We start from the raw sequence: 25,302 nt of genomic DNA on the forward strand, positions 1-25,302 counted from the left end.
TTCGCTAACGCGGCCTTGACCAGTCATGTCTAAAGACGATTGACCCAAAGCCGCCCGGATTTCCTGAGGCGGCTTTTTTGTGTTCATGGCCCCTCACTGACGGGCTTTACGATGAGGAAGAAGCGCCATGGCAACCATTATTCGCGATGACAATAGCGATGTCTACCAGACCCGGGGCGGGATTACGGTAACGCGCCAGCGTCGGGCCACACCCTATGCCGATGCAGTGTCCAGCTATGTCGAAAAGCTGGATGAGCGGCGCGGCGCGGTGTTTTCTTCCAACTATGAATATCCGGGCCGCTATACCCGCTGGGATACGGCCATTGTCGATCCGCCGCTGGGCATTTCCAGCTTTGGCCGCGCCGTGTGGATCGAGGCTTATAATGGCCGGGGCGAAGTGCTGCTGTCACTGATCGCCGAAAAGCTGAAGACCGTGCCGGAACTGGTGCTGGGCGCGCTGACCACGCAGCGACTGGACCTGACAGTGAAGACCCCCGACCGGGTGTTTACCGAGGAGGAGCGCTCCAAGGCGCCAACGGTATTTACCGTGCTGCGCGCCATTACCGACCTGTTCTATTCGTCTGCCGATAGCAGCATCGGCCTGTTCGGGGCGTTCGGCTATGATCTGGCCTTCCAGTTCGATGCCATTGATCTGAAACTGAAGCGGCCGGACGATCAGCGCGACATGGTGCTGTTCCTGCCCGATGAAATTCTGGTGGTTGACCATTATTCCGCCAAGGCCTGGATCGACCGCTATGATTTCGAAAAGGACGGCGTGACAACGGCAGGCAAGGCCGAGACCATTGCGCCGGAGCCTTTCCGCCATACCGATACCATTCCGCCGCGCGGCGATCACCGGCCCGGCGAATTTGCCGAGCTGGTGGTGAAGGCCAAGGAAAGCTTCCGCAAGGGCGACCTGTTCGAAGTGGTTCCCGGCCAGAAATTCATGGAGCGTTGCGATAGCAAGCCCTCAGATATTTCCAAGCGGTTGAAGGACATCAACCCGTCGCCCTATTCCTTCTTCATCAATCTCGGCAATCAGGAATATCTGGTCGGCGCTTCGCCGGAAATGTTCGTGCGGGTTAACGGACGGCGCATCGAGACCTGCCCGATTTCTGGCACGATCAAACGCGGCGACGATCCGATTGCCGATAGCGAGCAGATCCTCAAGCTGTTGAATTCCAAGAAGGATGAATCCGAACTGACCATGTGTTCGGATGTTGACCGCAACGACAAGAGCCGGGTCTGCGAGCCGGGTTCGGTCAAGGTGATCGGCCGCCGCCAGATCGAAATGTATTCCCGGTTGATCCACACGGTGGACCATATTGAGGGCCGGTTGCGCGACGATATGGATGCGTTCGACGGCTTCCTCTCGCATGCCTGGGCAGTGACCGTCACCGGCGCACCAAAACTCTGGGCGATGCGTTTTGTCGAAGCCCATGAGAAGAGCGCGCGCGCCTGGTATGGCGGCGCGGTCGGCATGGTCGGCTTCAATGGCGACATGAATACCGGACTGACGCTGCGCACCGTGCGCATCAAGGACGGCATTGCCGAAGTGCGGGCCGGTGCAACGCTGCTCAATGACAGCGATCCGCAGGAAGAAGAAGCTGAAACAGAATTGAAGGCATCGGCGATGATTGCTGCGATCCGTGACGCCAAGACCGGCCATAATGCCAAGGCCCAGCGCGGCGTGGCGGCTGTCGGCCACGGCGTGAAAATCCTGTTGGTCGATCATGAGGACTCATTCGTCCACACGCTGGCCAATTACTTCCGCCAGACCGGCGCTACCGTCAGCACGGTGCGTAGCCCGGTGCCGGAAGAGGTGTTTGACCGCCTGAACCCCGATCTCGTCGTCCTGTCGCCCGGACCGGGCTCACCGTCGGATTTTGATTGCAAGGCGACAATCAAGAAGGCGCGTGACCGCAACCTGCCGATCTTCGGCGTCTGCCTTGGTCTCCAGGCGCTGACGGAAGCCTATGGCGGCGTGCTGCGGCAGTTGGATGTGCCGATGCATGGCAAGCCATCACGCATCCGCGTGCTGGAACCCGGCATCGTGTTTTCCGGCCTGAACAAAGAAGTCACGGTCGGGCGCTATCACTCGATCCATGCCGACCCGGCCATGCTGCCCAAGGATTTCATCATCACCGCCGAAAGCGAGGATGGGACGATCATGGGTATCGAGCATACAAAAGAGCCGGTGGCCGCCGTGCAGTTCCACCCGGAATCAATCATGACGCTCGGCAACGATGCCGGGATGCGGATGATCGAGAATGTGGTGGAAAAGCTGGCCAAACGGGCGAAGGTGAAGGCGGCGTGAGTGGTATCATCATTCAGCCGATAGAGGCGAGTAATGTCGAGAGCTTTCATCAGGCTCTCGACTCGGTTTCGCGCGAGCGCCGCTATCTGAGCATGGTGGAAGCGCCGCCACTGGACCATGTGCGGGATTTCGTCACCGGCCTCAAGCACGGCGGCAATCCGCAGTTCGTGGCGCTTGATGGTGCGCGTGTCGTCGGTTGGTGCGACATTCGCCGCCACGACCGGGAGCTCCACGCCCATCGCGGCGTGCTGGGCATGGGCATTATCGATGGCTACCGGGGCGCTGGCCTCGGCAAACGGCTGATCGAAACCACGCTTGCGGCATCATGGGCAATCGGTCTGCACCGGGTGGAACTGGATGTTCACGCCGATAACGACCGCGCCATTCGTCTTTACGAAAGCGTCGGCTTTGTCCGCGAAGGTGTGGCCCGAGATGCGGTGCGGATCGATGGACGGTTCGTCGATGTCATCCATATGGCGATCATTGGCTCGAACACAGCATGATCTTCACTGCACGTTAATTAGCAATAACTACTATTTGTTAACGCCGCTTTGGATTATCCATCCTTCGGGTTTGACAGATTAGCAGATATCAAGGATATGAGACCCATCATAAACCGTCCAGCCTTTGCAGGCTTGGGCGGTTTTGCCGTCTTAAGGGCATGAATTTTGCAACTGGTTCGCAAATGCAGGAGTGGGCGTGATGTCCGAGCATAATCCTATCGTCAAGCGTCTGGCCTTCTGGGGCATTCCGCTATCTTTCGGCGTGCTGGGCCTGAAGCTCCTGGCTTGGTGGGTCACGGGGTCGGTGGCGTTGCTATCGGATGGGTTGGAATCCACCGTCAATGTGGTGGCGGCTTTCATCGCCTATTTCGTGATCGGCTATGCCCAAAAGCCTGCCGACCATGACCACCCCTATGGGCATCACAAGGCGGAATATATTTCAGCAGTTATCGAAGGCGTGCTGATCGTCATTGCCGCGCTGCTGATCATGAAAGAGGCGGTGGCCGCCCTTGAAGCGCCAACCATGCTGGATGCCCCGGCGCTTGGCCTGGCGATCAATTTTGCCGCCGGTGTCGTCAATGCGGTCTGGGCAACGATCCTGATCCGGGTCGGCAAGGCCAACCGCTCCCCTGCCCTGACGGCGGATGGGCAGCATATCATGTCGGATGTGGTGACATCGGTGGGCGTGCTGATCGGCCTTGTTCTGGTGGTGATCACCGGTTATGCCATTCTCGATCCGCTGCTGGCCATTCTGGTCGCCTGCAACATCATCTATCAGGGTTGGAAAGTGATCAGCCACTCCGTCGATGGCTTGATGGACAAGGCGGTCGAACCAGCGGAAGAAGATGCGATCAAGAAGGCGATTGCCGATCACGCCAGTGGCTCGCTCGGGGTGCATTACCTGCGCACCCGCCGGGCTGGGGCCGCGACCTTTGTTGGCTTCGATCTCGTCGTGCCAGCCGTGATGCCGGTGGGCGAGGCCCATGAGATTTGCGACAGGCTGGAAGCGGCGGTGCAAGCCGTGCAGCCGGGCGCGCGGGTGACGATCCATGTGGAACCGGAAAGCGAAGAGGCCCATGGCGTCCGTGTTAAAGTTATTGAAGGAGAACATGCATGAGCAAGACCGATGTTTCCGGCCTGTCACAACTGGGTCGCCAGGTGGATGCGCCGACCAGCCCTGAGGCGGCGGTGCTGGAACGGGTTCCCAATACCAATGCCGGAACCGATTATGTCGTGCGCTTCACCGCGCCGGAATTCACCTCGCTCTGCCCGATGACCGGCCAGCCGGATTTCGCCCATATCGTCATCGACTATATTCCCGGCGATTTCCTGGTGGAATCCAAGTCACTGAAACTGTTCATGACCTCGTTCCGCAACCACGGCTCCTTCCACGAGGATTGCTCGATCTACATCGCCAAGCGGCTGGTGGAACTGCTCGATCCGAAATGGCTGCGGATCGGCGCCTATTGGTACCCACGCGGCGGTATTCCCATTGATGTGTTCTGGCAGACCGGCGAGGTGCCTAAGGGTGTTTGGTTGCCGGATCAGGGCGTTCCGACTTATCGTGGGCGGGGGTGAGATTTTCAAGCGGATCGGACTTTCGTCAATCTGCAATCTGCCCTGGAGTGAGGACGATTGGTTGAATTCCGCTCAGTAATACATCATAGCAAAACATCAGCCAGTTAAGCTGGATCATTTCCGAGACAAGAACTGTATGCTAACTGCGGATTGATCTACCGCTGATGCCGTGATCGTACCCGCAAAGATAGAACACAGAGTTACACATGAGCTCCAGCAATCCGAGGCAGTCATCTACAGCAGAGCCCGCGATTGACGCGATATTGTCAGCATTCGAAACACATGCGCTGGTCGGCATTGGGGATTCTCACGGATTAGCGCAACAGGCCGCATTCTATACTGATCTGATAAGCGATCCCAGGTTCGCTCGCGATGTGCGCAACGTCGTTGTTGAATTTGGCGGTGCCGCCGCCCAGCCGATCGTTGACCGCTTTGTCGCTGGAGAAGCGGTTCCTTATGACGAATTGCGCCGAGTGTGGACCGACGTTGTCGGCTGGCTCCCGACCGTCTGGTCTCTTAGTTTTATGTGGTTTTATGCAGCGGTTCGGGCTGCCAACCTTAAGTTACCTCCAGAGAAGCAAATCCGCGTGTGGCTGGGTGAGCCTGCTATTGACTGGTCGGCGATCCATACTCGTGAAGATCTATTTCCACTGGTAGAGACCCGGGACAGTCATCCGGCGGAACTGATCAAACAACAGATCCTGGAAAAGGGTGAAAAGGCTGTTGTGATATACGGATCCGCTCACTTCCAGCGCACGGGATTTTACGTTCCGCAAAATGACGAGTATGTGCCTACTTTGCTTGGTCTGATTGAACAGGACTATCCAGGAGTTCTGTTTCTTATCACGCCCTATACTGGCTTCACAAATAAAGCCTGCATTGAGAAATTCGAAGCGTTATGTGGCGACTGGCCGACACCCGCTCTGGTCGGGCCAGTCAAGGGGACACTGCTACATGACATGCTCGTTGATCCTGAATACAAGACTTTCGATCAGGAACCTCCTGGGAATGAGAAGCTTGCCGAGATGCAAAGATGCATCACGCACACGCTCAATGGCGCAACGGCGGATGCATTGCTGTATCTTGGCCCCGCCATGGGTTTGACCCTTTCAGCAATCGATCCCCAAGTTTATCTCGATCTCGACTTTCTAGCCGAAATCAATCGCCGCTTTGAGCTGTATATGCCCGAGCAGTCTTTCTCCTATAGCGACGTCATCAAAGCCGGTACGCCGCTTCCCCAGTTTATTCGTCCGCGCTAACAATGGTATCGTTCGGGGCCAATGGAGAAGATGGTTTTTTGATTTCAGATCAATCGCGCTGATTGAGTCCCACCGCCTGCGCAAAACGCGTAGAAAAGCGGTATAGCTGCCTTTCTACGCTCCCTTGTTTCATAGACGATTAAGGCGCATTCAAGCATTCATGCTGTCATCGCCACCGAAATCACTGTCGTCAAAACTGCTATTGTCATAGCTGTCATTGTCAGTGTCCAGGCTGGCCTGCTGGAAGCCGCTGTCATCATTTTGGGCGGGCGTATCGTCGCGGCCATTCTCGGTGATGTTATAGGTATTGTTGTTGATGATGGTTTCCTCGACCGGTGCTTGAGCCACGCCGCCCATGCCGCCAACGCCCAGCATATTGCCGAAACCGCCGCCGTGGCTAGAGAAGATGTCACGCACCGCATCGGCCACCAGCACGCCACCGGCAACGCCTGCCGCCGTGGTCAGGGCACCGCGCAGAAAGCCGCCGCCGGCTGGAGCTGCTGCTGGTTGTTGCCCCGGTTGCTGCCATGAATTCCCTGCTGGAGCTTGTCCGCCCCAAGGGCCGGATTGTGGCGGGGCGCTGCGGCTGTAATCGTCATAGCCACGGTTCTGCGCTGGTGCCGCACCCCAGGGCCCTGCGTTGCGGGATGGCGCCGGCGCCGGGCTGCCGCCTCCAAAAATCGAGCTGATACCACCGAGAAAGCCGCCGCCTTGTTGCGGAGCGGGCGGTTGGGCCTGAGCGCGGGACAGTTCATCCTGCAAATGGGCGATCTGGTCTTCAAGATCGCGGATCTTGGCGGTCGCTGCCTCCAGGCCTTTTTCCTGGATAATCACGGCCTGGGCCAGATAATAGGTGGCATAGGGCTGGGTGCGCAATTCGCCTTCGATCAGGCTTTCCGCGTCGCGGTCGCGCGGCGTTGAAGACGCCTGGCGCACGCGGTCAAACAATTGGGTCAGTAACTGGCGCTCTTCCGGTGACATGGATCTCATCTCCGATGACATGACTGACCATGATCTAGGGTGGCAATCATGGCTGTTCCAAGCCCTTTTGAATTACAAATATGTAACCTGTTCTGTTCCAAGACGAAAAACGGCGGGATTTCTCCCGCCGTTACTGGTTTGATCTTGAATGAGCTATCAGCCTAGCATCAGAGCCGCGCCACCGAGAGCCGTGGCCACACCGAGCAACCGGGTGATGCGCGGGCCGAAGCGGTTGAGGCCAACGCCAAGGCCAATACCGACTGCATGCAGCGCAGCGGTAGCGATCAGGAAGCCGAGGCCGAATTCCAGCGCACCGGCGCCAGCCAGTTCGGTGCCATGTGCATAGCCATGGAACAGCGCGAAAAGAGCGACAACAGCAGAAGCACCAACAGCCGGCAGGCGCACGGCAGTCGCCACCAGCAGGCCGAGACCCATGACAGACGCCAGGATAGCCGGCTCAACGAAAGGAAGATGCACACCTGCCAGCGCCAGAAGAAAGCCGATGGCCATGGTGCCGACGAAAGCGGCGGGTACGGCATACAGCGCCTTGCCACCCTGCTGCGACGCCCAGAGACCGACGGCAACCATCGCCATGATGTGGTCGGGTCCGGTCAGCGGATGAGAAATACCGGCAAGCACCGAGCCGTGTTCGGCGGGGTTGAGATGGGCAAAGGCCGGAGCGGCGGCGCTTGCGAAAATGGCAGCGGTGAATGAAATGCGTTTAAACATCGACAGTCCCTCTTTTTGGTCAACCTGGCGTCCGGGATTCGGTCCCGCCGATTTTCTCTTTATGTCAGCCGCAAATGTAACGTAAGCAATTTTCAATTGTCCATGCGCAATTTGCCGGGGATGCGGCTTCGTCACAGCTCTTGCCTTGCACTCCCGTGTCCCTGCGCCACATATACACGAATGAACGTTGCCCGGAGAAACTCAGATGTTTGCCTTTGACAATAGCTACGCCCGTCTGCCGGAGCCGTTTCACGCCGCCGTTTTGCCGCAACCGGTGGCGCAGCCAAAGCTGATCCGGTTCAACCATGCGCTTGCGCAGGACCTGGGCCTGGACATGCAGGGCAAGGATGACGCTGCGCTGGCAGAAATCTTTTCCGGCAATCGCATTGTGCAGGGCGCAAGCCCGCTGGCCATGGCCTATGCCGGGCATCAATTCGGCAATTTCGTGCCGCAATTGGGCGATGGCCGCGCCATTCTGCTGGGCGAGGTGCTGGACCATCACGGGCGGCGGCGTGATATCCAGCTGAAAGGCGCAGGCCCCACACCCTTTTCCCGCAATGGCGACGGGCGCGCAGCGCTTGGCCCTGTGATCCGCGAATATATCGTCTCGGAAGCCATGCATGCGCTCGGCCTTCCCACCACACGGGCGCTGGCCGCCGTTGCGACCGGCCAGCCTGTAAGACGCGAAGTGGCGCTGCCCGGCGCTGTGCTGACACGGGTTGCCGCCAGCCATATTCGAGTCGGCACCTTCCAGTTTTTCGCCGCCCGTCAGGATAATGACAGCCTAAAGGCATTGGCCGATCATGTCATCGACCGGCATTATCCCATCCTCAAAGATGCAGACAACCGCTATCTGGCACTGCTGAACGCCATTGCCGACCGGCAGGCGGCACTGATTGCTCGCTGGCTATCGATCGGCTTCATCCATGGGGTGATGAATACCGACAATGTCGCGGTATCAGGCGAAACCATCGACTTCGGCCCCTGCGCCTTTCTGGATGAATATAATCCGAAAAAGGTGTTTTCCTCCATCGACCAGCGCGGCCGCTATGCCTATGCCAACCAACCCGGCATTGGCCAATGGAACATGGCGCGGTTGGCCGAATGCCTGCTGCCGCTGTTTGAAGGAGGCGAAGACAAGGCCGTGGAAGACGCCAATGCGGCACTGGCCCGCTTCGGCGAAGTGTTCCAGACCTATTGGCTCGCCGCCTTCCGCGCCAAGCTGGGCGTGACGGGTACGGACGAGTCCGATCTGGCGCTGATCAACGATTTCCTTGGCCTGATGGAGACAAATGAGGCGGATTTCACCTTGACCTTCCGCCAGCTCGGCAGGATAGCAGGAGGCGGCGTGGCACACGATCTGATCCCAGAAACCGACGCGCTGATCGCCTGGCTGATCCGCTGGCGCGCAAGGCTTGGCACGGAGCGCCCGGCAGAGATGATCGAAGCCGAGATGCAAACCATCAACCCTGCCCTCATTCCTCGTAACCATCGCATCGAAGAGGCAATCTCGGCTGCGGTCTATGACGATTATTCGTTCTTTGAACGGCTGACGCAAGCACTGGAACGGCCATTTGAAGAATTGGAAGACACCGCGGATCTCAGAGTGCCGCCGAAAGCGGAAGAGAGAGTGACGCGAACCTTTTGCGGGACGTGACACTCCAACGCTATACCCAAACCTCTATTCAAGGCAGTCTATCGTCCAGTAGCAATCAACCATATGCAGCAGCGGGCTTAAGTCACTGAAACCAAATGCAGGCTCAAACGTTCCCTCCAGCGACAAACCTTTGGGGGACGACTCGATGAGATGCAAAACGCTGCTGCTGGCCTTAAGCCTGATATGCCTGAGCGGCGCATCTCTCCCTCCAAAAGACGCCCTTCCCGAGCAGGGTCCCATTCCCGATAGCAAACCGAAGACCGCAACCGACACGCCAGATGCGTCCTCCGGCGTTCCAGATGCTTCCTCCGGCGTTAAAGGCCCCGACACAAAAGATGAAGTCGGCAAGCCCGGCGATAAATCGGCCCTGGTTCCGGCACCGGACACTGTTCCCGTGCCGACGCCCTCGCCCGCCGCGTCAACCCCAACTCCGGCCCCATCAGCAGAGCCGGCTCCGAATCCGGCACCCACACCAGCTCCAGCGCCAGCTCCGCCTCCACCGCCGCCAATCATGACGGAAGACCCGCAGGCCTATAATCAATGCCTTACGGATCTGAAGGCGGCAGGCGCGCAATTTACCGAACGGCCCCGGATCGATGACGGCGATGGTTGTGGCATCGATAAGCCGCTGGAGGTGACGGAAATCCTTCCTGGCGTCAGCCTGAAGCCCAAGGCGACGCTGCGCTGCGCCGCGGCGCTGGAACTGTCGGAATGGATGCGCACGCTGGTTATTCCCGCCGCTGATCAGGCGCTGCCGGACAAGGGTCGGCTGACGGCTGTGGACCAAGCCTCCTCCTATATCTGCCGCAACCGCAATAGCCGCAGCGATGGCAAGATGTCCGAACATGCCAAGGGCAATGCGCTGGATATTGCCGGCTTCGAATTTGAAAAAGGCGACGTGCCGATGAAGATCGTGCCGGACAGCGAACCAACCCTGCCCGGCGCGTTCCAGCGCACCATCAACTCCTCAGCCTGCCTGTATTTCACCACCGTTCTGGCGCCAGGAGCCGACGAGACCCACAAGGATCACTTGCATCTCGACCTGATCAAACGCCGCAACGATTACCGCGTCTGTCAGGAGCCGAATTGATCGAAACCGAATCTCTCAGAACTTCTGAGAGATGGCGATTTTGAAATAACGGCCGGCCTCGGAGTAAAGCGCATTGGCGTTGGCGACGTCCTTCACTTCAAGCGCGTCGTAATATTGCTTGTCGAACAGATTGTAGACACCGGCCTGAAGGCGCAGGCCCTTGGTCTGTTCCGGCTCCCACCATCCCGTCAGGTTGACGACCCCATAGCCGGCTGGCTTGGTGGAGGCGCTGGAGTCGTCGGAGACGGCAGCGGCGGCCACCAGACTGACATCCGCGCCCCAGGTCTGCCGTTCATAGCCGACACCGACAATGGCTTTCAGCGGCGCTACCGTGCTCAACAGCTCGTCGGTATCCAGATCCACACCACGCGCATAGAACATCGAGCCATGCAGGTTGATGCCGTTGGTGAAGGTCTTGTGACCCTCAATCTCGACGCCGCTGATGCGGACATTGGCGCGGTTGATATATTCATAGGTCCCAAGCACATAGCCGGTGGTGCGGATGATGTCCGAGGTGTCGATGAAATTCTTGTAGCGGGTGGTAAAGGCGCTGATCCGGCCACCGAAATCCTCGTTGCCAAGATTGGCACCGACATCGAAGCCCCAGCTGGTTTCCGGCTTCAGGTCGGGATTGCCGATCGAGCGGTAAAGGGGCGAATTGTCGTAATCCACATAGAGTTGGTAGGCGTTGGGCGACTTGAAGGCCGTGGAGAACTGGGCGTAAAGCTCGGCATCCGGCGTCGCCTGCCAGGCGGCGCGCAGTTTCGGCGAGAGGTGGGCGCCATCCTGCCCCTCGGGCATGGTTCCTTCATAGCTGGCGGTATCCTGCGGATCTTCCTTATACCAATCGAGGCGCAGGCCGGGCGTGATCGAAACGGGGCTGTTGCCGAGCGAAATCTTGTCCTCGACAAAGGCGCCGAGCTTGTAGGAATTCACGTCAGGCGAATAGGACTGGTTGGTGTGGTAATAGGCGCAACCCGATACGTAAGTGACTGAGCAGGTGTCCTGACCGGCGAGATAATAGCTACTCTGACTGAAGCGGATGTCAGCGCCGAAGGTCAGCTTGTGGTTCAGAGCGCCGGTGCTGAAATCAGAATTGGCATAGGAGTTCAACCCGATGTCGCGCTGCTCACTTTCCATGAACCGCTCATAAATGCCGATTGGAGCCGTCAGACGGTAGCTGGATGTGCCTTCCACGCGGGTGGCGCGCTGCCAATAGAGGGTGGCGAAGGCGCTGTCGATCCAGCTATCGGCAGAGGTACTGTCATAGACGTAGTCAAGCGAAACCCGATCGCGGCCCTTGTCCTGGATATAATCGTAATCACCAGCGCGATAGGTCGTGCCGTAGCCGGTATTGGACTTGTAATCCTTCTTGGAATTATAGTCGTAATGCTCTGCTGTCAGGCCGATCGTATGCCCGCCTTCCAGCTCCTGACGGATCTTGAACAGGAAATTGCGGTCGTTATAACTCATCGGATCGGCCTCGGTCCGGGTGGAGCCTGTGCCGCCGACGTCACCGGTCGTCTCGGTCTCATGGCCGTATTTGTAGGAAGACTGGAACAGTACCGAGGTATTGCCGAATTTCTTGGCAATAGCGCCTGAGGCGGTGAGCGAGCGGTCCGAGCCGTCATAGCCGAGCTTGGCGATGCCGCCAAAGCTCTTGCCGTCGCCAATCAGGTCTTCCGGCTCATAGGTATGCAGGAGCAACGCACCGCCGAGCGCGCCGGACCCGGCGCGGCTGGAATCGGCGCTGTGCAGCACATCCACCGACGACAGCGAATTGAAATCATAGGTATCGGCACCGCCGCCATAGCTATAAACGCTATCGAAGAAATACGGCACGGGAATGCCATCAATGGTGGTCAGCACCCGGTCAGCTTCCAGTCCGCGAATGTTGACGCTCTTGGAATTCTTCACATAGGTCACACTCGGCTCGACCGTATTGCCGAGGTCATCGACGTCATCGATCTGCTTCTTCTGCAATTGTTCAGCCGAGGTATGGGTCGCCACCGGCGTGTCTTCCACGGAACCCTTTACAACCTTCTGGCCCTTGACGGTGATGGTCGAAAGCTCGGTCTGGCTGTTGGAGCCACCGTTTTCCTCCGTTTTTGCCGCTTCCTGCGCGATGACAGGCACGGCCGCATAGAAGGAGCAAAGTGCCGTGCAGGCAAGCAGAACAGGTCGAATTCCCCGAAAAGACATGGTGCAAACTTTCAATACGGCGCACGAAACCCCTCGGCTGCAGGGCAGTGCAGCCGGCTTCGCACGCAATTGGTCGTCCCCGAAACAAGCCGCCGTCAGAAAAGACGCGCCTCAATTCGGACACTTATTAAACATGATTTTTTATGTCAAGATTAAAAACATGATTAAATAAATCATGTTATATTTTGCACTTTAGTGATGTAAAGCAACGCAGCACTATTCTTTAAAACAGGCCTTCGACCAGTCCATTATCATCAAGCCGGATGGTTTCGGCGGCCGGCTTTCTCGGCAGGCCGGGCATGGTCATGATATCGCCGGTGATGGCCACCACGAAACCAGCGCCGGCTGATAGACGCACGTCGCGCACATGCACGTCATGGCCATCGGGAGCGCCGAGCAGCGAGGGGTCGGTGGAGAAGGAATATTGGGTCTTGGCGATGCAGACCGGCAGGTTGCCATAGCCCATGGCCTCGAACTGGGCGAGTTGGTCGATGACAGCGCGGTCCGCCGTCACGCTCCCCGCCCGATAGATCCGCTTGGCGACCGTCTCGATCTTGGCAAACAGCGACATGTCGTCTGGGTAAAGCGGTTGGAAATCGGCAATGCCGCTATCGGCCATGGCCGCCACTTTCCTCGCCAGGTCCTCAATGCCCGCACCCCCTTCGGCCCAATGGCGGCAGAGCACGGCTTCAACGCCGATACTGGCGGCATAATCCTGAAGGGCGGCGATTTCCGCCGGCGTATCCGACAGGAAATGGTTGATGGCGACGATAACAGGCACGCCAAAGCCCCGGACATTTTCCACATGCCGCCCAAGGTTGACAGCACCACGGACCAGAGCGCCTACATCTTCGCGGCCAAGCTCCGTTTTGGCAACACCGCCATTCATCTTCAGCGCCCGCACCGTCGCAACGATGACAGCCGCTGCCGGGCGCAGACCGGCCTTACGGCATTTGATATCGAAGAATTTTTCAGCGCCAAGATCGGCGCCGAAGCCCGCTTCCGTCACCACGTAATCGGCAAGCTTCAGGGCGGCCCTTGTCGCCACCACCGAATTGCAGCCGTGGGCGATATTGGCAAACGGGCCGCCATGCAGCAGCGCCGGATTGTTTTCCAGCGTCTGCACCAGATTGGGCTGCATCGCCTCTTTCAGCAGCACCGTCATGGCTTGATGGGCGTGGATGTCGCGGGCATGCACAGGCGTCTTGTCACGCCGGTAGCCGATGACGATCTGGCCCAACCGCTCTTCCAGATCGGCCAGATCACGGGCCAGACAGAGGACGGCCATCACTTCGGAAGCAACCGTGATATCGAAGCCGGTTTCGCGCGGAAAGCCGTTGCGCACGCCACCCAAGGCACCAACCATCTCGCGCAGTGCCCGGTCATTCATGTCCACCACCCGGCGCCAGGCGATACGGCGCGTATCGAGATCCTGTTCATTGCCCCAGTAAATATGGTTATCGATCATCGCCGCCAGCAGATTATGCGCGGAGGTGATGGCATGGAAATCGCCGGTGAAATGCAGATTGATGTCTTCCATCGGCACGACCTGCGCCCGCCCGCCCCCGGCAGCGCCACCCTTGACCCCGAAGCACGGACCAAGCGACGGCTCACGCACGCAGACCATGGCCTTGGCGCCGATGCGGTTCAACCCGTCCACCAAGCCGACCGTGGTCGTCGTCTTGCCCTCGCCTGCTGGTGTCGGATTGATTGCCGTCACCAGAATGAGCTTGCCATCCCGGCGATCCGCCAGCGAGTGCAGGAATGAAGCGCTGATCTTAGCCTTGTCATGGCCATAGGGCTGCAAATCACCGGGGCTGATTCCCAAACGCTCGCCAATCTGCGTGATCGCGAGCTTCGATGCTGCACGTGCAATTTCAATATCCGACATCAGCCTCTTAACCCTGTCTCTACACCGTTTCCGGCACATATCCTTCAAACAGCTCGTGCTAAAGCGCTGTAGCACTTTAAACCTGCCGCGCATTTACCCTTTATATCAAGTCCTCAAGATGCTCACGCATCCCTGCCGCGAAAGCGTTGAAAATATCGCAAAGGCATCAGTTGCTTGGGATATTTGCAAAGGCAATACGATTGTCCATCTTCCATGGCGCATCGTATTACCGCATAATTCAGCGCGCCCGGTAGAGCGCGACACAAAAATTCTCGTGCGTGCGGAAAATCTCGGTCACCCACCCCTGGCGAGCTCATCGGCAGGGGCAAAAGAACAGGCTAAATCATCATAAAAGCCCTGCATGATGCATCCCATTTTAAGGTGGGATTTTACGGATAAGGAGTTATGCAGGCATTAAGCGCGGCAAGCTCAACAGAAGGCGCTTATTTTCGCAAGACACGTTATTACCTTGACTTTTAGGGGGACCGGCGCTCATTTAACACTCACTTCAATGCATTTCCGACCGCATGGACGTGGAAGCGCCACAGTGGAAGAAATGCAACTGAAGGCAAGCATTGGCACAACCAGTTCAATTAAAGCGAAAGATATATATTTTTTCGCTAATGAGTTCACAGGGTTTTGAAAGACATTTTTTGAAATTAATCGATAAGAACTTTCGAAAGCTCTAGGATTTAATATATAAAATCTCCCTATACCCGCTTCGTCGCCAAACCCACCGCCCTTACCTCAAATTCAGTCGCCCCTCATGTTGATCGCCGAGCGCCAGACACTGCTCAGTACAGAAATAACCGCAATGGAAAGCCGCGAGCATTGTGCGGAGATCCTGCGCACTGTTGCCCAGGCGTTTGGCCTGTCGCATGGCAGTATCATGCTCGCCCCTTCTGCGACCGATGTGCATCTCATGCCGCTAGTCATGGAAACCACCTTGCCGATGGAATTCGGCCATGAATTCGACCGCCACCAGTTCGTAAAATTCTGTCCGGTGGTCAAGAAATTTGCCGGCTCGATCCTGCCACGAACTTGGGACATGAAATTCAGGGAACCTGATGACATGGCCGAGGAATGGCCGCCAGCCATGCGCGACCTGATGGTGCGGTTCAAACTGATCGTCGGTGTTGTCTTCATTTTTCCCTCCCTTGATTCCCGGCTGTATTTCATGCGGTTCGATGGGGACCGCTCGCCTCTCTCCCAATGCGAAGTCAATGAACTGGGCATGCTGGCAATGGCGGTTTTCGACACCTATGATCGCCTACGCCGCAGGGAATTGATGAATGTCGATGTTCTCTCAGTGCGCGAGTTGGAAGTGCTTCGCTGGACGGCGCAGGGCAAAACCTCGGTGGAAATCGGCCAGATCCTGAGCCTCTCCGACCACACCATAAACGCGTATATGACAACAGCTATGAAAAAGCTGGATTGCGTCAACCGGACGCAATTGGTAGCAAAGGCCATTAGGCTGAAGCTCATTCAATAATTCATTTGCTTCAGCCAAGCCAAAAGGGAGGCTTTTCACTTGGCTTGGCGCTCGAACAAACCGCGGCCTTGTCCGCTTCAAGATTTTCATTCAATTGGATTGCAGGAATGTGATGTCGTCAATCTCACCCAGGCCATGAATATCTGTGGCTTCTGGCGACTGGATATAGATCAGGGCCATTTATATGGCACGCCGCATGTTTCGAAGCTCTACGAGCTAGACCATTCTGAAGGTCCATTGAATGTAAAGGATCTTTGCGACCGTATGCACCCGCAGGACGTAGACCAGGTGATGGACAGCTATTATCGTGCCGCCACCAGTCGTGGTGTTTTCCACAGTATCCACCGGATCATCACCACAAGCGGTACCTTGAAATATATTCGTACCGTCGGTCTCTATCATCCCGTGGAAGGAGGATCAGGCGAATATCGCGGCATGCTGCATGAGTTGTTTCAACTGGAGCCTACGGCAAGCTTCATCGAATTATAAGACAAGGCCCGGCGGTCTGTCCGCCGGGCCATTGACCGTCAGCGTTGCAGAACGGCTCGCAATTCCACCATGTTGGCGCGTACGCGCAACGTGTAGAAGCCCATGGTTGAGAGATGGTTCGGCATGAACAGCCCGTCCTCGCTACCGTTGGAAACAATTATCGGTTGAACCTTGAGTGCGGCCTCGAACTGCTTTTCCAGCTCTGCCCAGATCGCCGTCAGGTTACGCTCGCGCACCACATCGATGAAATCGGCCTTTGCCGCCTGAAACAGGGCGTATTGTCCATAGAGTTGGCCATAGGCGAACCAGAAACGGTCGTCGGCCCGCGTGTCGAACCAGCCGCCATTATGCTCTTCCGAGCGGCGGCGCAAAATGTCGGATGTGTTACCGAGGTCGCTGGCCAATCCATCGAGCAGTTTGACGAGATTGTCAGCCCGGGCATCGAACACCGCCTTGCAGGTCTCGAGATCGGAATTAAACCCACGCCAGCTGGTGATTGCGGCGCGATAATAGCTTGGCGTCGGCGTCTTGAACCCGAAAGGATTGGAGCCGAAATACCAGGTGCCTTCGTTGAACTGGATATTGCCACGCGCATCCTGCAGATCGGTGTTGATACCGGAAGTACCCCTCACCCGGCCAAGATCGTCGGCCAATACGATGCCAACCCGGCGCGCCACCTGATTGATACCGCGCTGGAACGAGGCCTTGTTGTCAAAGAACGGCGTGTCATCCCAGCTCATCCCGAACAGGCCAAGCTTGTAGAGCAGCGTCGAAGACACCCAGACATTCTGGTTGACGTTGGAATCCGTCAGGTCGGCAACCGTGGTGACGATAGCGGAATTCTGGCAGGTGCCGGGCTTGTCGGCGATCTGCTGTCCGGCGGCGACCTTGCGGTCGGCAAAGCCATAGGCCTTGGCGAAGGCTGGATCAAAGCCATACCAGACCTGGGTGCGCCACAAAAACTGCCCGTAAGCAGCAATCAGTACCAGCACAATCAGCGCGACGGAGCCACGGAAAATATAGGCCCGCTTGCCCGCTTCGCTATGGCGGGCGCGGAAGGGCCAGGCCACCGCCGTATAGAGAAGATTACCGCTGCGCCGAAGCGCTCCCCAGAGCCCTCGGAAAAACCCCGTTAGCGCATTCAGCATCTGCCCTGTCTCCCGTCTTGTGGTCATGGCAACGGCGGACGCCCGGCGTCCGGTCACTGCTCAACAGATATGTCTGCCCATCAACAATAACAACGACAAACCGCGTTTTTAACGACACAAGGTTTTCAGGTGGCGATATTTTTGAAAAACAACCGGTTGGACTTGTCGACTGTCAAATATCAGCGCACGCTTCACCCATTGAAGAGTTCATCCCAATGCAGGCGGCAGAAGGACACATATTTCTCATTGCCGCCAACTTCGATCTGCGCACCCTCGCGCATCACCTGGCCGCTGGCATCGAAGCGGGCATTCATCGTCGCCTTACGGCCGCAATGGCAGATCGTGCGGATTTCGCGCAATTCATCGGCGATGCCCAGCAGCAACCGGGAGGCGGGAAACAGTTGGCCCTGAAAATCCGTGCGCAGGCCATAGGCCATGACCGGAATGTGCAGGCGGTCGGCAATCCGCGCCAATTGCCAGACATGGCCCTCACTCAAAAAATTGGCCTCGTCGACAAAAACGCAGGCAATCGGCTCGATTGCATGCATGGCCTCGACCACGACAAACAGATCGGTTCCCGGCTCGAAGGTTTCGGCCGGGCTGGACAGCCCAATGCGGGACGCGACCCGGCCACGCCCGGCCCGATCATCCAGCGCAGCGACAAAGACCACCGTGCGCATGCCGCGCTCCTGATAATTATAGGAGGCCTGCAACAGCATGGTGGATTTACCGGCATTCATGGCGGCATAATTGAAATAGAGCTTGGCCATTGGCACCGTTTCCCTGGGCTTTCGTGTCTCGCGCCGCCATGCAGCACAAAAACAGGGCGGCTTTAAACCGAAAAATCAAAATTCCCCCGATTTCTGCGCAGAGCAGAGGCGAAATCCCGGCCCGAGATGCACAGTGCCAAAAAAAATTCAAGGACGGGGACAGCGGTTCGGCGCGCCTCTCGCCACGGGCTTTACCCCTGGATTTGCGGCGATGCAGCACATTTCTAAGGCGTGATGACAAAATGTCGCAAATGGCCCCTATAGACCGGCGCGAACACGCAGGCTTGCCTCGGCTGTTTATGTATTGATAATGCCGGGAACTAAAAAAGGGAGCATAATAATGCCGATTGCCAAGACACTGAAATTTGCACCGACGAAATACGCACTGGCCCTGGCCGGATGCGTGGCAGCACTCAGCCCCGCTGCCTATGCGGCTGAACCTGCCAGTTGCGGCACCGTTCGCATCTCGGATGTAGGCTGGACGGATCTGGCCTCCACAAATGCCTCCTTCGTCACCGTTCTGGAAGCACTGGGCTACAAGGCCGACGTCAAGACGCTCGGCGTGCCCGTGACCTATTCCTCGATGAAGAACAAGGATATCGACGTCTTCCTCGGCAATTGGATGCCAGCCCAGAAAGAAGCCATCCAGCAATATCTCGACGACAAGTCGATCGATAGCGTCGCCGTCAATCTCGAAGGCGCAAAATACACGCTGGCCACCAATGCTGCCGGCGCCAAGCTCGGCATCAAGAGCTTCAAGGATGTCGCTGCTCATAAGGCCGAGCTTGATGGCAAGATCTACGGGATCGAGCCGGGCAATGAAGGCAATGGCATGATCGTGTCGCTGATCGACGGCGACAAGTTCGGCCTCAAGGGCTTCAACGTCGTGGAGTCCTCCGAACAGGGCATGTTGAGCCAAGTGACCCGCGCCGACAAGGAAAACAAGCCGGTGATCTTCCTGGCCTGGGCGCCGCATCCGATGAACACCGCCCACCAGATCACCTATCTCGCCGATGGCGATGACACGGTGTTCGGCCCCAATTACGGTGGCGCGACAGTTTACACGGTGGCGCGCGGCGGCTATGCCAAGGAATGTCCAAATGTTGGCAAGCTGCTGACCAACATGAAGTTTTCGCTCGACATGGAAAATGCCATTATGGGCAAGATCCTCGATGACGGCGAAGACGCCGACAAGGCTGCCAAGACCTGGCTGAAGGCCAACCCAACCGTGATCGAGCCCTGGCTGGCTGGCGTCACCACCAAGGATGGCAAGGACGGCCTGGCGGCGGTCAAGACCAAGCTTGGCCTGTAACCACCACTGGCAGTCTATCCAATAATCGCCGTTGGCCGTCTGCAAATGGCACTTTCTACGCTTCCGGTACTCACGTGCGTTAAGTACGCTCCGTTCCGGTTCTCGAAATCACCATTTTCGCCAGGCCAGCAGCAATTCTTGAACAGACTGTGAACGATAGCGCCGGGGCGAAACATTGCGCCCTGGCACCGCTATTCCTTATTCTCTTTTTTACGCATTTCCTGCAAATGCTCGAAAGGATGCGTTTCAGTGGATTGGCTGACTGATTTCAAAATTCCCATCGGCCCCACCGCCAAAGTCGTTGTTGACTGGCTGACGGCCAATGGAGCCTGGTTTTTCGACTGGCTCTCTCACCTCATTTCAAGCAGTATCGATGGCGTTCTGTTCGTGCTGCAATATCCCCACCCGCTGGTGACGGCACTTGCCATCAGCATTATCGCCTGGCTGCTGCGCCGCTCCCTTCTCGTGGCGATCTTCACCTTTCTCGGCCTGGCGCTGATCATCAACCAGGGCTATTTCAAGGAAACCACCGAGACGCTGGCGCTGGTTCTGGCCTCCACCGCCGTCTGTATGGTGATCGGCGTGCCGCTCGGCATCCTGGCCGCGCGCCGGACATGGATCTACGCGCTGATGCGCCCGGTCCTTGACCTGATGCAGACCATCCCGACCTTCGTCTATCTCATCCCGGCGCTGATCCTGTTCGGGCTCGGCATGGTGCCCGGTCTGATCGCCACGGTGATCTTTGCCGTGCCCTCACCCATCCGCCTCACCCGGCTCGGCATCGTCTCCACCCCTTCCTCCCTGGTGGAAGCGGCGGTTGCCTTCGGCGCCACACCGACCCAGGTGCTGCGTAAGGTGGAACTGCCCTATGCGCTGCCACAGATCATGGCGGGCCTGACCCAGACCATCATGCTGTCGCTGTCCATGGTGGTGATTGCCGCTCTGGTCGGCGCTGCCGGTCTTGGCGTTCCGGTGGTACGAGCGCTGAATACCGTCAACATCGCCAGAGGTTTCGAAGCGGGCCTTTGTATTGTCATCCTGGCAATCATTCTGGATCGGATGTTCCGCATTCCGTCGGCGGGAGATGACCAATGAGCGATGCAGTCATCTTCGGAAATGTCGATATCATCTTCGGCGATCGGCCCCAGAAGGCGCTTGCCCTGGTCGATCAGGGCCGGACACGCGACGAGATTAACAAGGAAACCGGCCTGATCCTCGGTGTGGCCAATGCCTCGCTGACTTTGAAGGAAGGCGAAATCCTGGTGCTGATGGGCCTGTCCGGCTCCGGCAAATCGACACTGCTGCGGGCCGTCAACGGCTTGGCGCCCGTGGTGCGCGGCTCGGTGTCAGTCAAGTCGCGCAATGGCTTCGTCGATCCATACCAGGCCAGCCGCAAGGCGTTGCGCGACCTGCGCATGCACAGCGTCTCGATGGTGTTCCAGCAATTTGGCCTGCTGCCCTGGCGCAGTGTTGCCGACAATATCGGCTTCGGGCTGGAATTGGCGGGCGTTGGCGAAAAGGAACGGCGGAAAATCGTTGCCGAGCAATTGGAATTGGTCAACCTGACGCAATGGGCCGACCGCAAGGTGGACGAATTGTCCGGTGGCATGCAGCAGCGGGTCGGCCTGGCCCGCGCCTTTGCCACCGGCGCGCCGATCTTGTTGATGGACGAACCGTTCTCGGCGCTTGATCCGCTGATCCGCACACGCTTGCAGGATGAATTGCTGGAATTCCAACACCGGCTAAAAAAGACCATCTTGTTCGTCAGCCACGATCTGGACGAGGCATTCCGGATTGGCAACCGCATCGCCATCATGGAAAGCGGCAGGATCATCCAATGCGGCACGCCGCAGCAGATCGTCCAGAACCCGGCAGATCAATATGTCGCCGATTTCGTGCGCAACATGAACCCGATCAGCATGTTGACGGCGAGAGATGTCATGACTGCCGGCACCAGTCACACGCCGGGTCTCGGCGTCACCGCCACCGCCGCGCCAGAAACGCCGCTGATCGATATTCTTGACGCCATGGCCCGCCACCCCGGTCTGGTCGGCGTGGTGGAGAACGGCACGGTGATTGGCGCGATCGGCGCGCAGGATGTGGTCTCGGCCCTGACCCGACACCGCCAGACCTGACGTAGAAGGCTGAAAACACAACGGTGTGCGTAGAAGGCGCGGAACGATACCATTGAGCCAAGGGCCGCTGCTTACGGTATCATGGGTTTTATCAAACTCGTGATGCCCTGGGCTGCGGTCCTTGACGCTTTCGCGTGAAAGAACACTGGGATATGGTCAAGGCTCCGTCCTGCCCCACAGCCAGCCATACTCATGAGACCGCCCGATGATCGACCGTCCCTCTCCCATCCGTCCAACCGATGACGAGGCGCGGCGCCAAGCGCGAACCCTGTTGCGCAGCGCCACCCATGTTCCCTTGGGCGTGCTCGATCCGCAAACCGGCGGGCCTTTTGTCAGCCGCGTGCTGATGGGCACCATGCCGGATGGAACGCTAACCGTTCTGGTCTCACGCCTCTCGGCTCATACCCGGGCGATGCTGGCCGATCCACGCGTATCGCTGCTGGCCGGCGAACCTGGCAAGGGTGATCCCCTCGCCTATCCGCGTCTCACCGTTCAATGCCTGGCAAGCCCGGTGGACCCCGATAGCGACATTCATCAGGCGATGCGCCGCCGCTTTCTGGCCCGTCATCCAAAGGCCAAGCTCTATATCGATTTTCCGGATTTTCTGTTTTTTCAGCTCATGCCGCAACGCGCCGCCATGAATGGCGGGTTCGGAAAAGCCTTCCTGCTGAATGGAGAGGATTTGTTGATTCGAACAGAGCTTACGTTCGCCGACGGTAAAACCGAGGCTCAAACCATACAAGATTTAGGGTATGGACTTCTGAAAATCATAAAAAATCCCCCTTATCATACGGGGCAAAAGCCGAAGGGAAAAGTCACAATCTGCGGTCTGGATGCGTCGGGAATCGACTTTTTTTGGGGTAAAAGGCTGTTTAGATGCGAATTTGACCGTGAAATTGTGTCTTTGGACACACACCCTTCACTCCAAACTAATTAAGATGAAACGATACCTTAAATTTAGGCATATACAATCCTCCTCATATTGCTAGACTCAGGGTGTAGGGTTTCTTGTGGGATGCAACAACCAGGGCCTGCCATGTGTGCAGGCCAATCGCTTCAAAGGAAGATTGAGAGATGAAAGCCAATGACTTGTCTGATCACTCGAATGCGGCTGCCGGCCTCCTCACGGCCATGGCCAATCCTAAGCGACTGATGATTCTCTGCAGCCTGGTTCAAGGTGAGGTGCCGGTTGGCGTCTTGGCCTCGCAGGTTGGCTTGAGCCAGTCAGCGCTGTCCCAGCACCTGTCCAAGCTTCGCGCCCAGAAGCTGGTCAAGACCCGCCGCGATGCCCAAACCATCTATTATTCCAGCACGTCGGATGCCGTCATGAAAGTGCTCGGCACGCTCGAGGATATATTCTGCCATCAGGAAAGCAGCAGAAACGCTGCTTGAATGATAACGCTGACATAACAGCTTAATCTAAAATAAAAGGCGGCTTGATGTTAAAAATACATCGGCCGCCTAGACTATTCTTGACTGAACCGCGAGAAACAGATCAGCAGGACATCAGCCAGCGCGCATCTGTATTAATGGCTATTCCTGACAGCAAGCTGAACAGGCAATCTGCTTCATAAGATTTCAGATTTTCAAAATCCGTTGGCGACCTATATTCTGGCGCTCGTCTGATGACGCAAGCAGGCCTGTCCGGCCAGCAGATGACAGACCCCGAACCACCAAAGCAGTTCGGAGCCCGCTCTCTTCAAAAAAGCGTATATCCCTGCTCCTGCACACTTCAAATCCGGTGGGATTGAGAGAGTTATGCAACAGTGGCCGCCGGTCGATCGATGCTGTCGAACTGCCCTTCGATCCTGCATCTGATCATGCTGGCATATACCCATGGCGAGCTTGCGCCGACCTTGCCCGCTGAACGTGCAGTCCGTGATGCTTCCTTATAGTGCGTTTTATCAAATGCAGAAAAACGTTGCGCCATCATCGCTTTTCAACTCCATTTCCTTCTTTTGCCCATTCTGGTTTGAGGAGGATTATGCATCAGAAGAAACACTGGTTTCGCTGATTATTCAGGATAGCCGCCCTCTGGCCGCTTGACGGCACAAGGCCGGCTGCTACTTTGACCGCGCGGTAAATTTATGCGGAGCGGCTGGCCTACAAGGACGGCTGATTTGCCAGTTACAGCGCCATATATCCATGTCACTGCGGCATGACCGTCAATGTGTGAGACGCGAACCCGCAGCCGATTGAAGCACCGGATATGGCCCCGAAACCACTGACAGGGCCCGCGGAAAGGGCCATGGAGAGTATCATGTCCAATCGCACCACTATTCCCAACGACCTGCGCGCCTTCTGGATGCCGTTTACCGCCAACCGCCAATACAAGCAGGAGCCGCGCCTGTTCGTCGGCGCCAAGGACATGTATTATACCACCCATGATGGCCGTCAGGTTCTGGATGGCACGGCGGGTCTATGGTGCGTCAATGCTGGCCATTGCCGCCCGCTGATCACCGAAGCGATCCGCCAGCAGGCGGGCGAACTGGATTACGCCCCCGCCTTCCAACTCGGCCATCCGAAGGCCTTCGAGCTGGCCAACCGCCTGGTGGATATCGCCCCTGCCGGCATGGAGCATGTGCTTTACACCAATTCCGGCTCTGAATCGGTCGAGACCGCGCTGAAGGTGGCGCTGGCCTATCACCGGGTCAAAGGCAATGGCTCGCGCTTCCGCTTGATCGGCCGCGAGCGCGGCTATCACGGCGTCAATTTCGGCGGCATTTCGGTGGGCGGCATCGTCTCCAACCGTAAGATGTTCGGCACGCTTTTGACCGGCGTAGACCACATGCCCCACACCCATCTGCCGGAAAAGAACGCCTTCACCAAGGGACAGCCGGAGCATGGCGGCGATCTCGCAGCCGAGCTGGAGCGCATCGTCACCCTGCATGACGCCTCCACGGTCGCTGCCGTTATCGTCGAGCCGGTCGCAGGCTCGACCGGCGTGCTGATCCCGCCGAAGGGCTATCTGCAAAAGCTGCGCGACATCTGCACCAAGCACGGCATTCTGCTGATTTTTGATGAAGTCATCACCGGCTATGGCCGTCTCGGCGCGCCGTTCGCCGCCCAGTATTTTGATGTGACGCCTGACATCATCGTCACCGCCAAAGGCCTGACCAATGGCGTCATCCCGATGGGCGCGGTATTCGTGACATCAGAAATCCACGATGCCTTCATGTCCGGCCCGGAACATATGATCGAGTTCTTCCACGGCTATACCTATTCCGGCAACCCGATTGCCTCAGCCGCAGCGCTGGGCACGCTCGATACCTACCGGGACGAAGGCCTGCTGACCCGCGCCAGCGAGCTTGCCTCCTATTGGGAAGAGCAACTGCACAGCCTTGCCGATTGCCCCAATGTCATCGATATCAGAAATATCGGCCTGATCGGCGCCGTGGAGCTGAAACCCATTGACGGCGAACCCACCAAACGCGCCTTCAACGCCTTCCTCAAGGCCTACGAAGACGGATTGCTGATCCGCACCACCGGCGACATCATCGCGCTCTCACCGCCGCTAATCATCTCCAAGGCCGAAATCGACCAGCTGTTTGACAAGCTGCGCAAGGTGCTGATGAGCAATATCTGACCATTGATCGTCGTAACACCAAAGCCGCTTCATTGGGCCGCATAACGCGGCCCTTTTTCATGGCCGATTTTTTGATTATGCAGTAGAAACCAGCCGGGGGAAACAGCAATCCAAGATATGCCGCCACAGAACAAGCCATCGCAGAATGGTGCGGCGAAACCCA

Annotated in this window: 22 protein-coding genes; 16 read left to right on the top strand and 6 right to left on the bottom strand. The window is 57.6% G+C overall.

The annotated features are described in order from the left end of the window. Positions 1-127: 127 nt before the first annotated feature. The 5 genes from FS819_RS10615 (at position 128) to FS819_RS10635 (ending at position 5,657) form a co-directional block, all read left to right on the top strand. Entirely contained in the window at positions 128-2,317 is a 2,190-nt protein-coding gene (locus tag FS819_RS10615) for an anthranilate synthase (protein WP_156546676.1), read from the top strand. Then, positions 2,314-2,820, top strand: coding sequence for a GNAT family N-acetyltransferase (locus FS819_RS10620; RefSeq protein ID WP_234624585.1), 507 nt, complete (start codon positions 2,314-2,316; stop codon positions 2,818-2,820). Before FS819_RS10615 ends, FS819_RS10620 begins: the two co-directional genes overlap by 4 nt. A 199-nt stretch (positions 2,821-3,019) precedes the next feature. Beyond that, the gene (locus FS819_RS10625; RefSeq protein ID WP_156546678.1) at positions 3,020-3,937 is read left to right on the top strand and encodes a cation diffusion facilitator family transporter; all 918 of its coding nucleotides are present in this window, start codon (positions 3,020-3,022) and stop codon (positions 3,935-3,937) included. Then, positions 3,934-4,398: a preQ(1) synthase gene (queF, locus tag FS819_RS10630; protein WP_156546680.1), complete on the top strand. Its 465-nt coding sequence runs from the start codon at positions 3,934-3,936 to the stop codon at positions 4,396-4,398. The genes FS819_RS10625 and queF overlap by 4 nt, the downstream gene beginning before the upstream one ends. A gap of 206 nt (positions 4,399-4,604) precedes the next feature. Further along, positions 4,605-5,657 (top strand): hypothetical protein, encoded by a 1,053-nt coding sequence (locus FS819_RS10635; RefSeq protein ID WP_156546682.1) that lies wholly within the window; start codon positions 4,605-4,607, stop codon positions 5,655-5,657. Positions 5,658-5,807: 150 nt separating this feature from the next. Here FS819_RS10635 and FS819_RS10640 read toward each other — a convergent pair whose 3' ends face one another. After that, positions 5,808-6,638 (bottom strand): DUF2076 domain-containing protein, encoded by an 831-nt coding sequence (locus tag FS819_RS10640; RefSeq protein WP_156546684.1) that lies wholly within the window; start codon positions 6,636-6,638, stop codon positions 5,808-5,810. A gap of 156 nt (positions 6,639-6,794) precedes the next feature. Continuing rightward, positions 6,795-7,367 carry a HupE/UreJ family protein gene (locus FS819_RS10645; RefSeq protein ID WP_156546686.1) on the bottom strand — a complete coding sequence of 191 codons (573 nt, stop codon included), beginning with the start codon at positions 7,365-7,367 and terminating at the stop codon, positions 6,795-6,797. Positions 7,368-7,572: 205 nt separating this feature from the next. Here FS819_RS10645 and FS819_RS10650 point away from each other — a divergent pair, with 205 nt between their 5' ends. Together FS819_RS10650 and FS819_RS10655 are read left to right on the top strand one after the other, a co-directional pair. Next, the gene (locus tag FS819_RS10650; protein ID WP_156546688.1) at positions 7,573-9,024 is read left to right on the top strand and encodes a protein adenylyltransferase SelO family protein; all 1,452 of its coding nucleotides are present in this window, start codon (positions 7,573-7,575) and stop codon (positions 9,022-9,024) included. Between the two features lie 145 nt (positions 9,025-9,169). Further along, a complete protein-coding gene (locus FS819_RS10655) occupies positions 9,170-10,114 on the top strand; it encodes an extensin family protein (RefSeq protein ID WP_156546690.1) in 945 nt (314 codons plus the stop codon). Positions 10,115-10,129: 15 nt separating this feature from the next. On the opposite strand, the gene FS819_RS10660 is transcribed toward FS819_RS10655, so the two are convergent. Both FS819_RS10660 and FS819_RS10665 read right to left on the bottom strand, forming a co-directional pair. After that, complete coding sequence (locus tag FS819_RS10660) at positions 10,130-12,316, bottom strand: TonB-dependent hemoglobin/transferrin/lactoferrin family receptor (protein WP_156546692.1); 2,187 nt, start codon at positions 12,314-12,316, stop codon at positions 10,130-10,132. 223 nt (positions 12,317-12,539) lie between these two features. Next, a complete protein-coding gene (locus tag FS819_RS10665; RefSeq protein WP_197434003.1) occupies positions 12,540-14,207 on the bottom strand; it encodes a formate--tetrahydrofolate ligase in 1,668 nt (555 codons plus the stop codon). 814 nt (positions 14,208-15,021) lie between these two features. Between FS819_RS10665 and FS819_RS10670 the strand changes: the two genes are divergently transcribed. Then, positions 15,022-15,699: a helix-turn-helix transcriptional regulator gene (locus FS819_RS10670; RefSeq protein WP_197434002.1), complete on the top strand. Its 678-nt coding sequence runs from the start codon at positions 15,022-15,024 to the stop codon at positions 15,697-15,699. A 39-nt stretch (positions 15,700-15,738) separates the two neighbouring features. Then, positions 15,739-16,188 (top strand): PAS domain-containing protein, encoded by a 450-nt coding sequence (locus FS819_RS10675; RefSeq protein WP_156542974.1) that lies wholly within the window; start codon positions 15,739-15,741, stop codon positions 16,186-16,188. Positions 16,189-16,226: 38 nt separating this feature from the next. On the opposite strand, the gene FS819_RS10680 is transcribed toward FS819_RS10675, so the two are convergent. Then, a complete protein-coding gene (locus tag FS819_RS10680) occupies positions 16,227-17,336 on the bottom strand; it encodes a DUF2333 family protein (protein WP_156546698.1) in 1,110 nt (369 codons plus the stop codon). A 191-nt stretch (positions 17,337-17,527) separates the two neighbouring features. Further along, entirely contained in the window at positions 17,528-18,106 is a 579-nt protein-coding gene (locus FS819_RS10685) for a thymidine kinase (RefSeq protein WP_156546700.1), read from the bottom strand. A 340-nt stretch (positions 18,107-18,446) separates the two neighbouring features. Here FS819_RS10685 and choX point away from each other — a divergent pair, with 340 nt between their 5' ends. The 7 genes from choX (at position 18,447) to aptA (ending at position 25,139) form a co-directional block, all read left to right on the top strand. Continuing rightward, positions 18,447-19,418 carry a choline ABC transporter substrate-binding protein gene (gene choX, locus FS819_RS10690; RefSeq protein WP_156546702.1) on the top strand — a complete coding sequence of 324 codons (972 nt, stop codon included), beginning with the start codon at positions 18,447-18,449 and terminating at the stop codon, positions 19,416-19,418. Positions 19,419-19,667: 249 nt separating this feature from the next. After that, complete coding sequence (choW, locus tag FS819_RS10695; RefSeq protein WP_060719909.1) at positions 19,668-20,513, top strand: choline ABC transporter permease subunit; 846 nt, start codon at positions 19,668-19,670, stop codon at positions 20,511-20,513. After that, on the top strand, positions 20,510-21,553 hold the full coding sequence (gene choV, locus FS819_RS10700; RefSeq protein WP_156546704.1) for a choline ABC transporter ATP-binding protein: 1,044 nt from the start codon (positions 20,510-20,512) through the stop codon (positions 21,551-21,553). Before choW ends, choV begins: the two co-directional genes overlap by 4 nt. Before the next feature lie 205 nt (positions 21,554-21,758). Beyond that, positions 21,759-22,490: a HugZ family pyridoxamine 5'-phosphate oxidase gene (locus FS819_RS10705; RefSeq protein ID WP_156546706.1), complete on the top strand. Its 732-nt coding sequence runs from the start codon at positions 21,759-21,761 to the stop codon at positions 22,488-22,490. Positions 22,491-22,627: 137 nt separating this feature from the next. Beyond that, on the top strand, positions 22,628-22,945 hold the full coding sequence (locus FS819_RS10710) for an ArsR/SmtB family transcription factor (protein ID WP_015916773.1): 318 nt from the start codon (positions 22,628-22,630) through the stop codon (positions 22,943-22,945). A gap of 444 nt (positions 22,946-23,389) precedes the next feature. After that, the gene (locus FS819_RS10715; RefSeq protein WP_156546708.1) at positions 23,390-23,599 is read left to right on the top strand and encodes a hypothetical protein; all 210 of its coding nucleotides are present in this window, start codon (positions 23,390-23,392) and stop codon (positions 23,597-23,599) included. A 214-nt stretch (positions 23,600-23,813) separates the two neighbouring features. Beyond that, the gene (gene aptA, locus FS819_RS10720) at positions 23,814-25,139 is read left to right on the top strand and encodes an omega-aminotransferase AptA (protein ID WP_156546710.1); all 1,326 of its coding nucleotides are present in this window, start codon (positions 23,814-23,816) and stop codon (positions 25,137-25,139) included. Positions 25,140-25,302 lie beyond the last annotated feature (163 nt).

This window comes from Allorhizobium sp. Av2, assembly GCF_021462805.2.
GTDB lineage: Bacteria > Pseudomonadota > Alphaproteobacteria > Rhizobiales > Rhizobiaceae > Allorhizobium > Allorhizobium vitis_G.

Coding starts and splice junctions, on each gene's coding strand:
- FS819_RS10615 (WP_156546676.1), top strand. CDS start 128: ATGGCAACCATTATTCGCGATGACAATAGCGATGTCTACCAGACCCGG.
- FS819_RS10625 (WP_156546678.1), top strand. CDS start 3,020: ATGTCCGAGCATAATCCTATCGTCAAGCGTCTGGCCTTCTGGGGCATT.
- queF (WP_156546680.1), top strand. CDS start 3,934: ATGAGCAAGACCGATGTTTCCGGCCTGTCACAACTGGGTCGCCAGGTG.
- FS819_RS10635 (WP_156546682.1), top strand. CDS start 4,605: ATGAGCTCCAGCAATCCGAGGCAGTCATCTACAGCAGAGCCCGCGATT.
- FS819_RS10640 (WP_156546684.1), bottom strand. CDS start 6,638: ATGTCACCGGAAGAGCGCCAGTTACTGACCCAATTGTTTGACCGCGTG.
- FS819_RS10645 (WP_156546686.1), bottom strand. CDS start 7,367: ATGTTTAAACGCATTTCATTCACCGCTGCCATTTTCGCAAGCGCCGCC.
- FS819_RS10650 (WP_156546688.1), top strand. CDS start 7,573: ATGTTTGCCTTTGACAATAGCTACGCCCGTCTGCCGGAGCCGTTTCAC.
- FS819_RS10655 (WP_156546690.1), top strand. CDS start 9,170: ATGAGATGCAAAACGCTGCTGCTGGCCTTAAGCCTGATATGCCTGAGC.
- FS819_RS10660 (WP_156546692.1), bottom strand. CDS start 12,316: ATGTCTTTTCGGGGAATTCGACCTGTTCTGCTTGCCTGCACGGCACTT.
- FS819_RS10665 (WP_197434003.1), bottom strand. CDS start 14,207: ATGTCGGATATTGAAATTGCACGTGCAGCATCGAAGCTCGCGATCACG.
- FS819_RS10670 (WP_197434002.1), top strand. CDS start 15,022: ATGGAAAGCCGCGAGCATTGTGCGGAGATCCTGCGCACTGTTGCCCAG.
- FS819_RS10680 (WP_156546698.1), bottom strand. CDS start 17,336: ATGCTGAATGCGCTAACGGGGTTTTTCCGAGGGCTCTGGGGAGCGCTT.
- FS819_RS10685 (WP_156546700.1), bottom strand. CDS start 18,106: ATGGCCAAGCTCTATTTCAATTATGCCGCCATGAATGCCGGTAAATCC.
- choX (WP_156546702.1), top strand. CDS start 18,447: ATGCCGATTGCCAAGACACTGAAATTTGCACCGACGAAATACGCACTG.
- choV (WP_156546704.1), top strand. CDS start 20,510: ATGAGCGATGCAGTCATCTTCGGAAATGTCGATATCATCTTCGGCGAT.
- FS819_RS10705 (WP_156546706.1), top strand. CDS start 21,759: ATGATCGACCGTCCCTCTCCCATCCGTCCAACCGATGACGAGGCGCGG.
- FS819_RS10710 (WP_015916773.1), top strand. CDS start 22,628: ATGAAAGCCAATGACTTGTCTGATCACTCGAATGCGGCTGCCGGCCTC.
- FS819_RS10715 (WP_156546708.1), top strand. CDS start 23,390: ATGGCGAGCTTGCGCCGACCTTGCCCGCTGAACGTGCAGTCCGTGATG.
- aptA (WP_156546710.1), top strand. CDS start 23,814: ATGTCCAATCGCACCACTATTCCCAACGACCTGCGCGCCTTCTGGATG.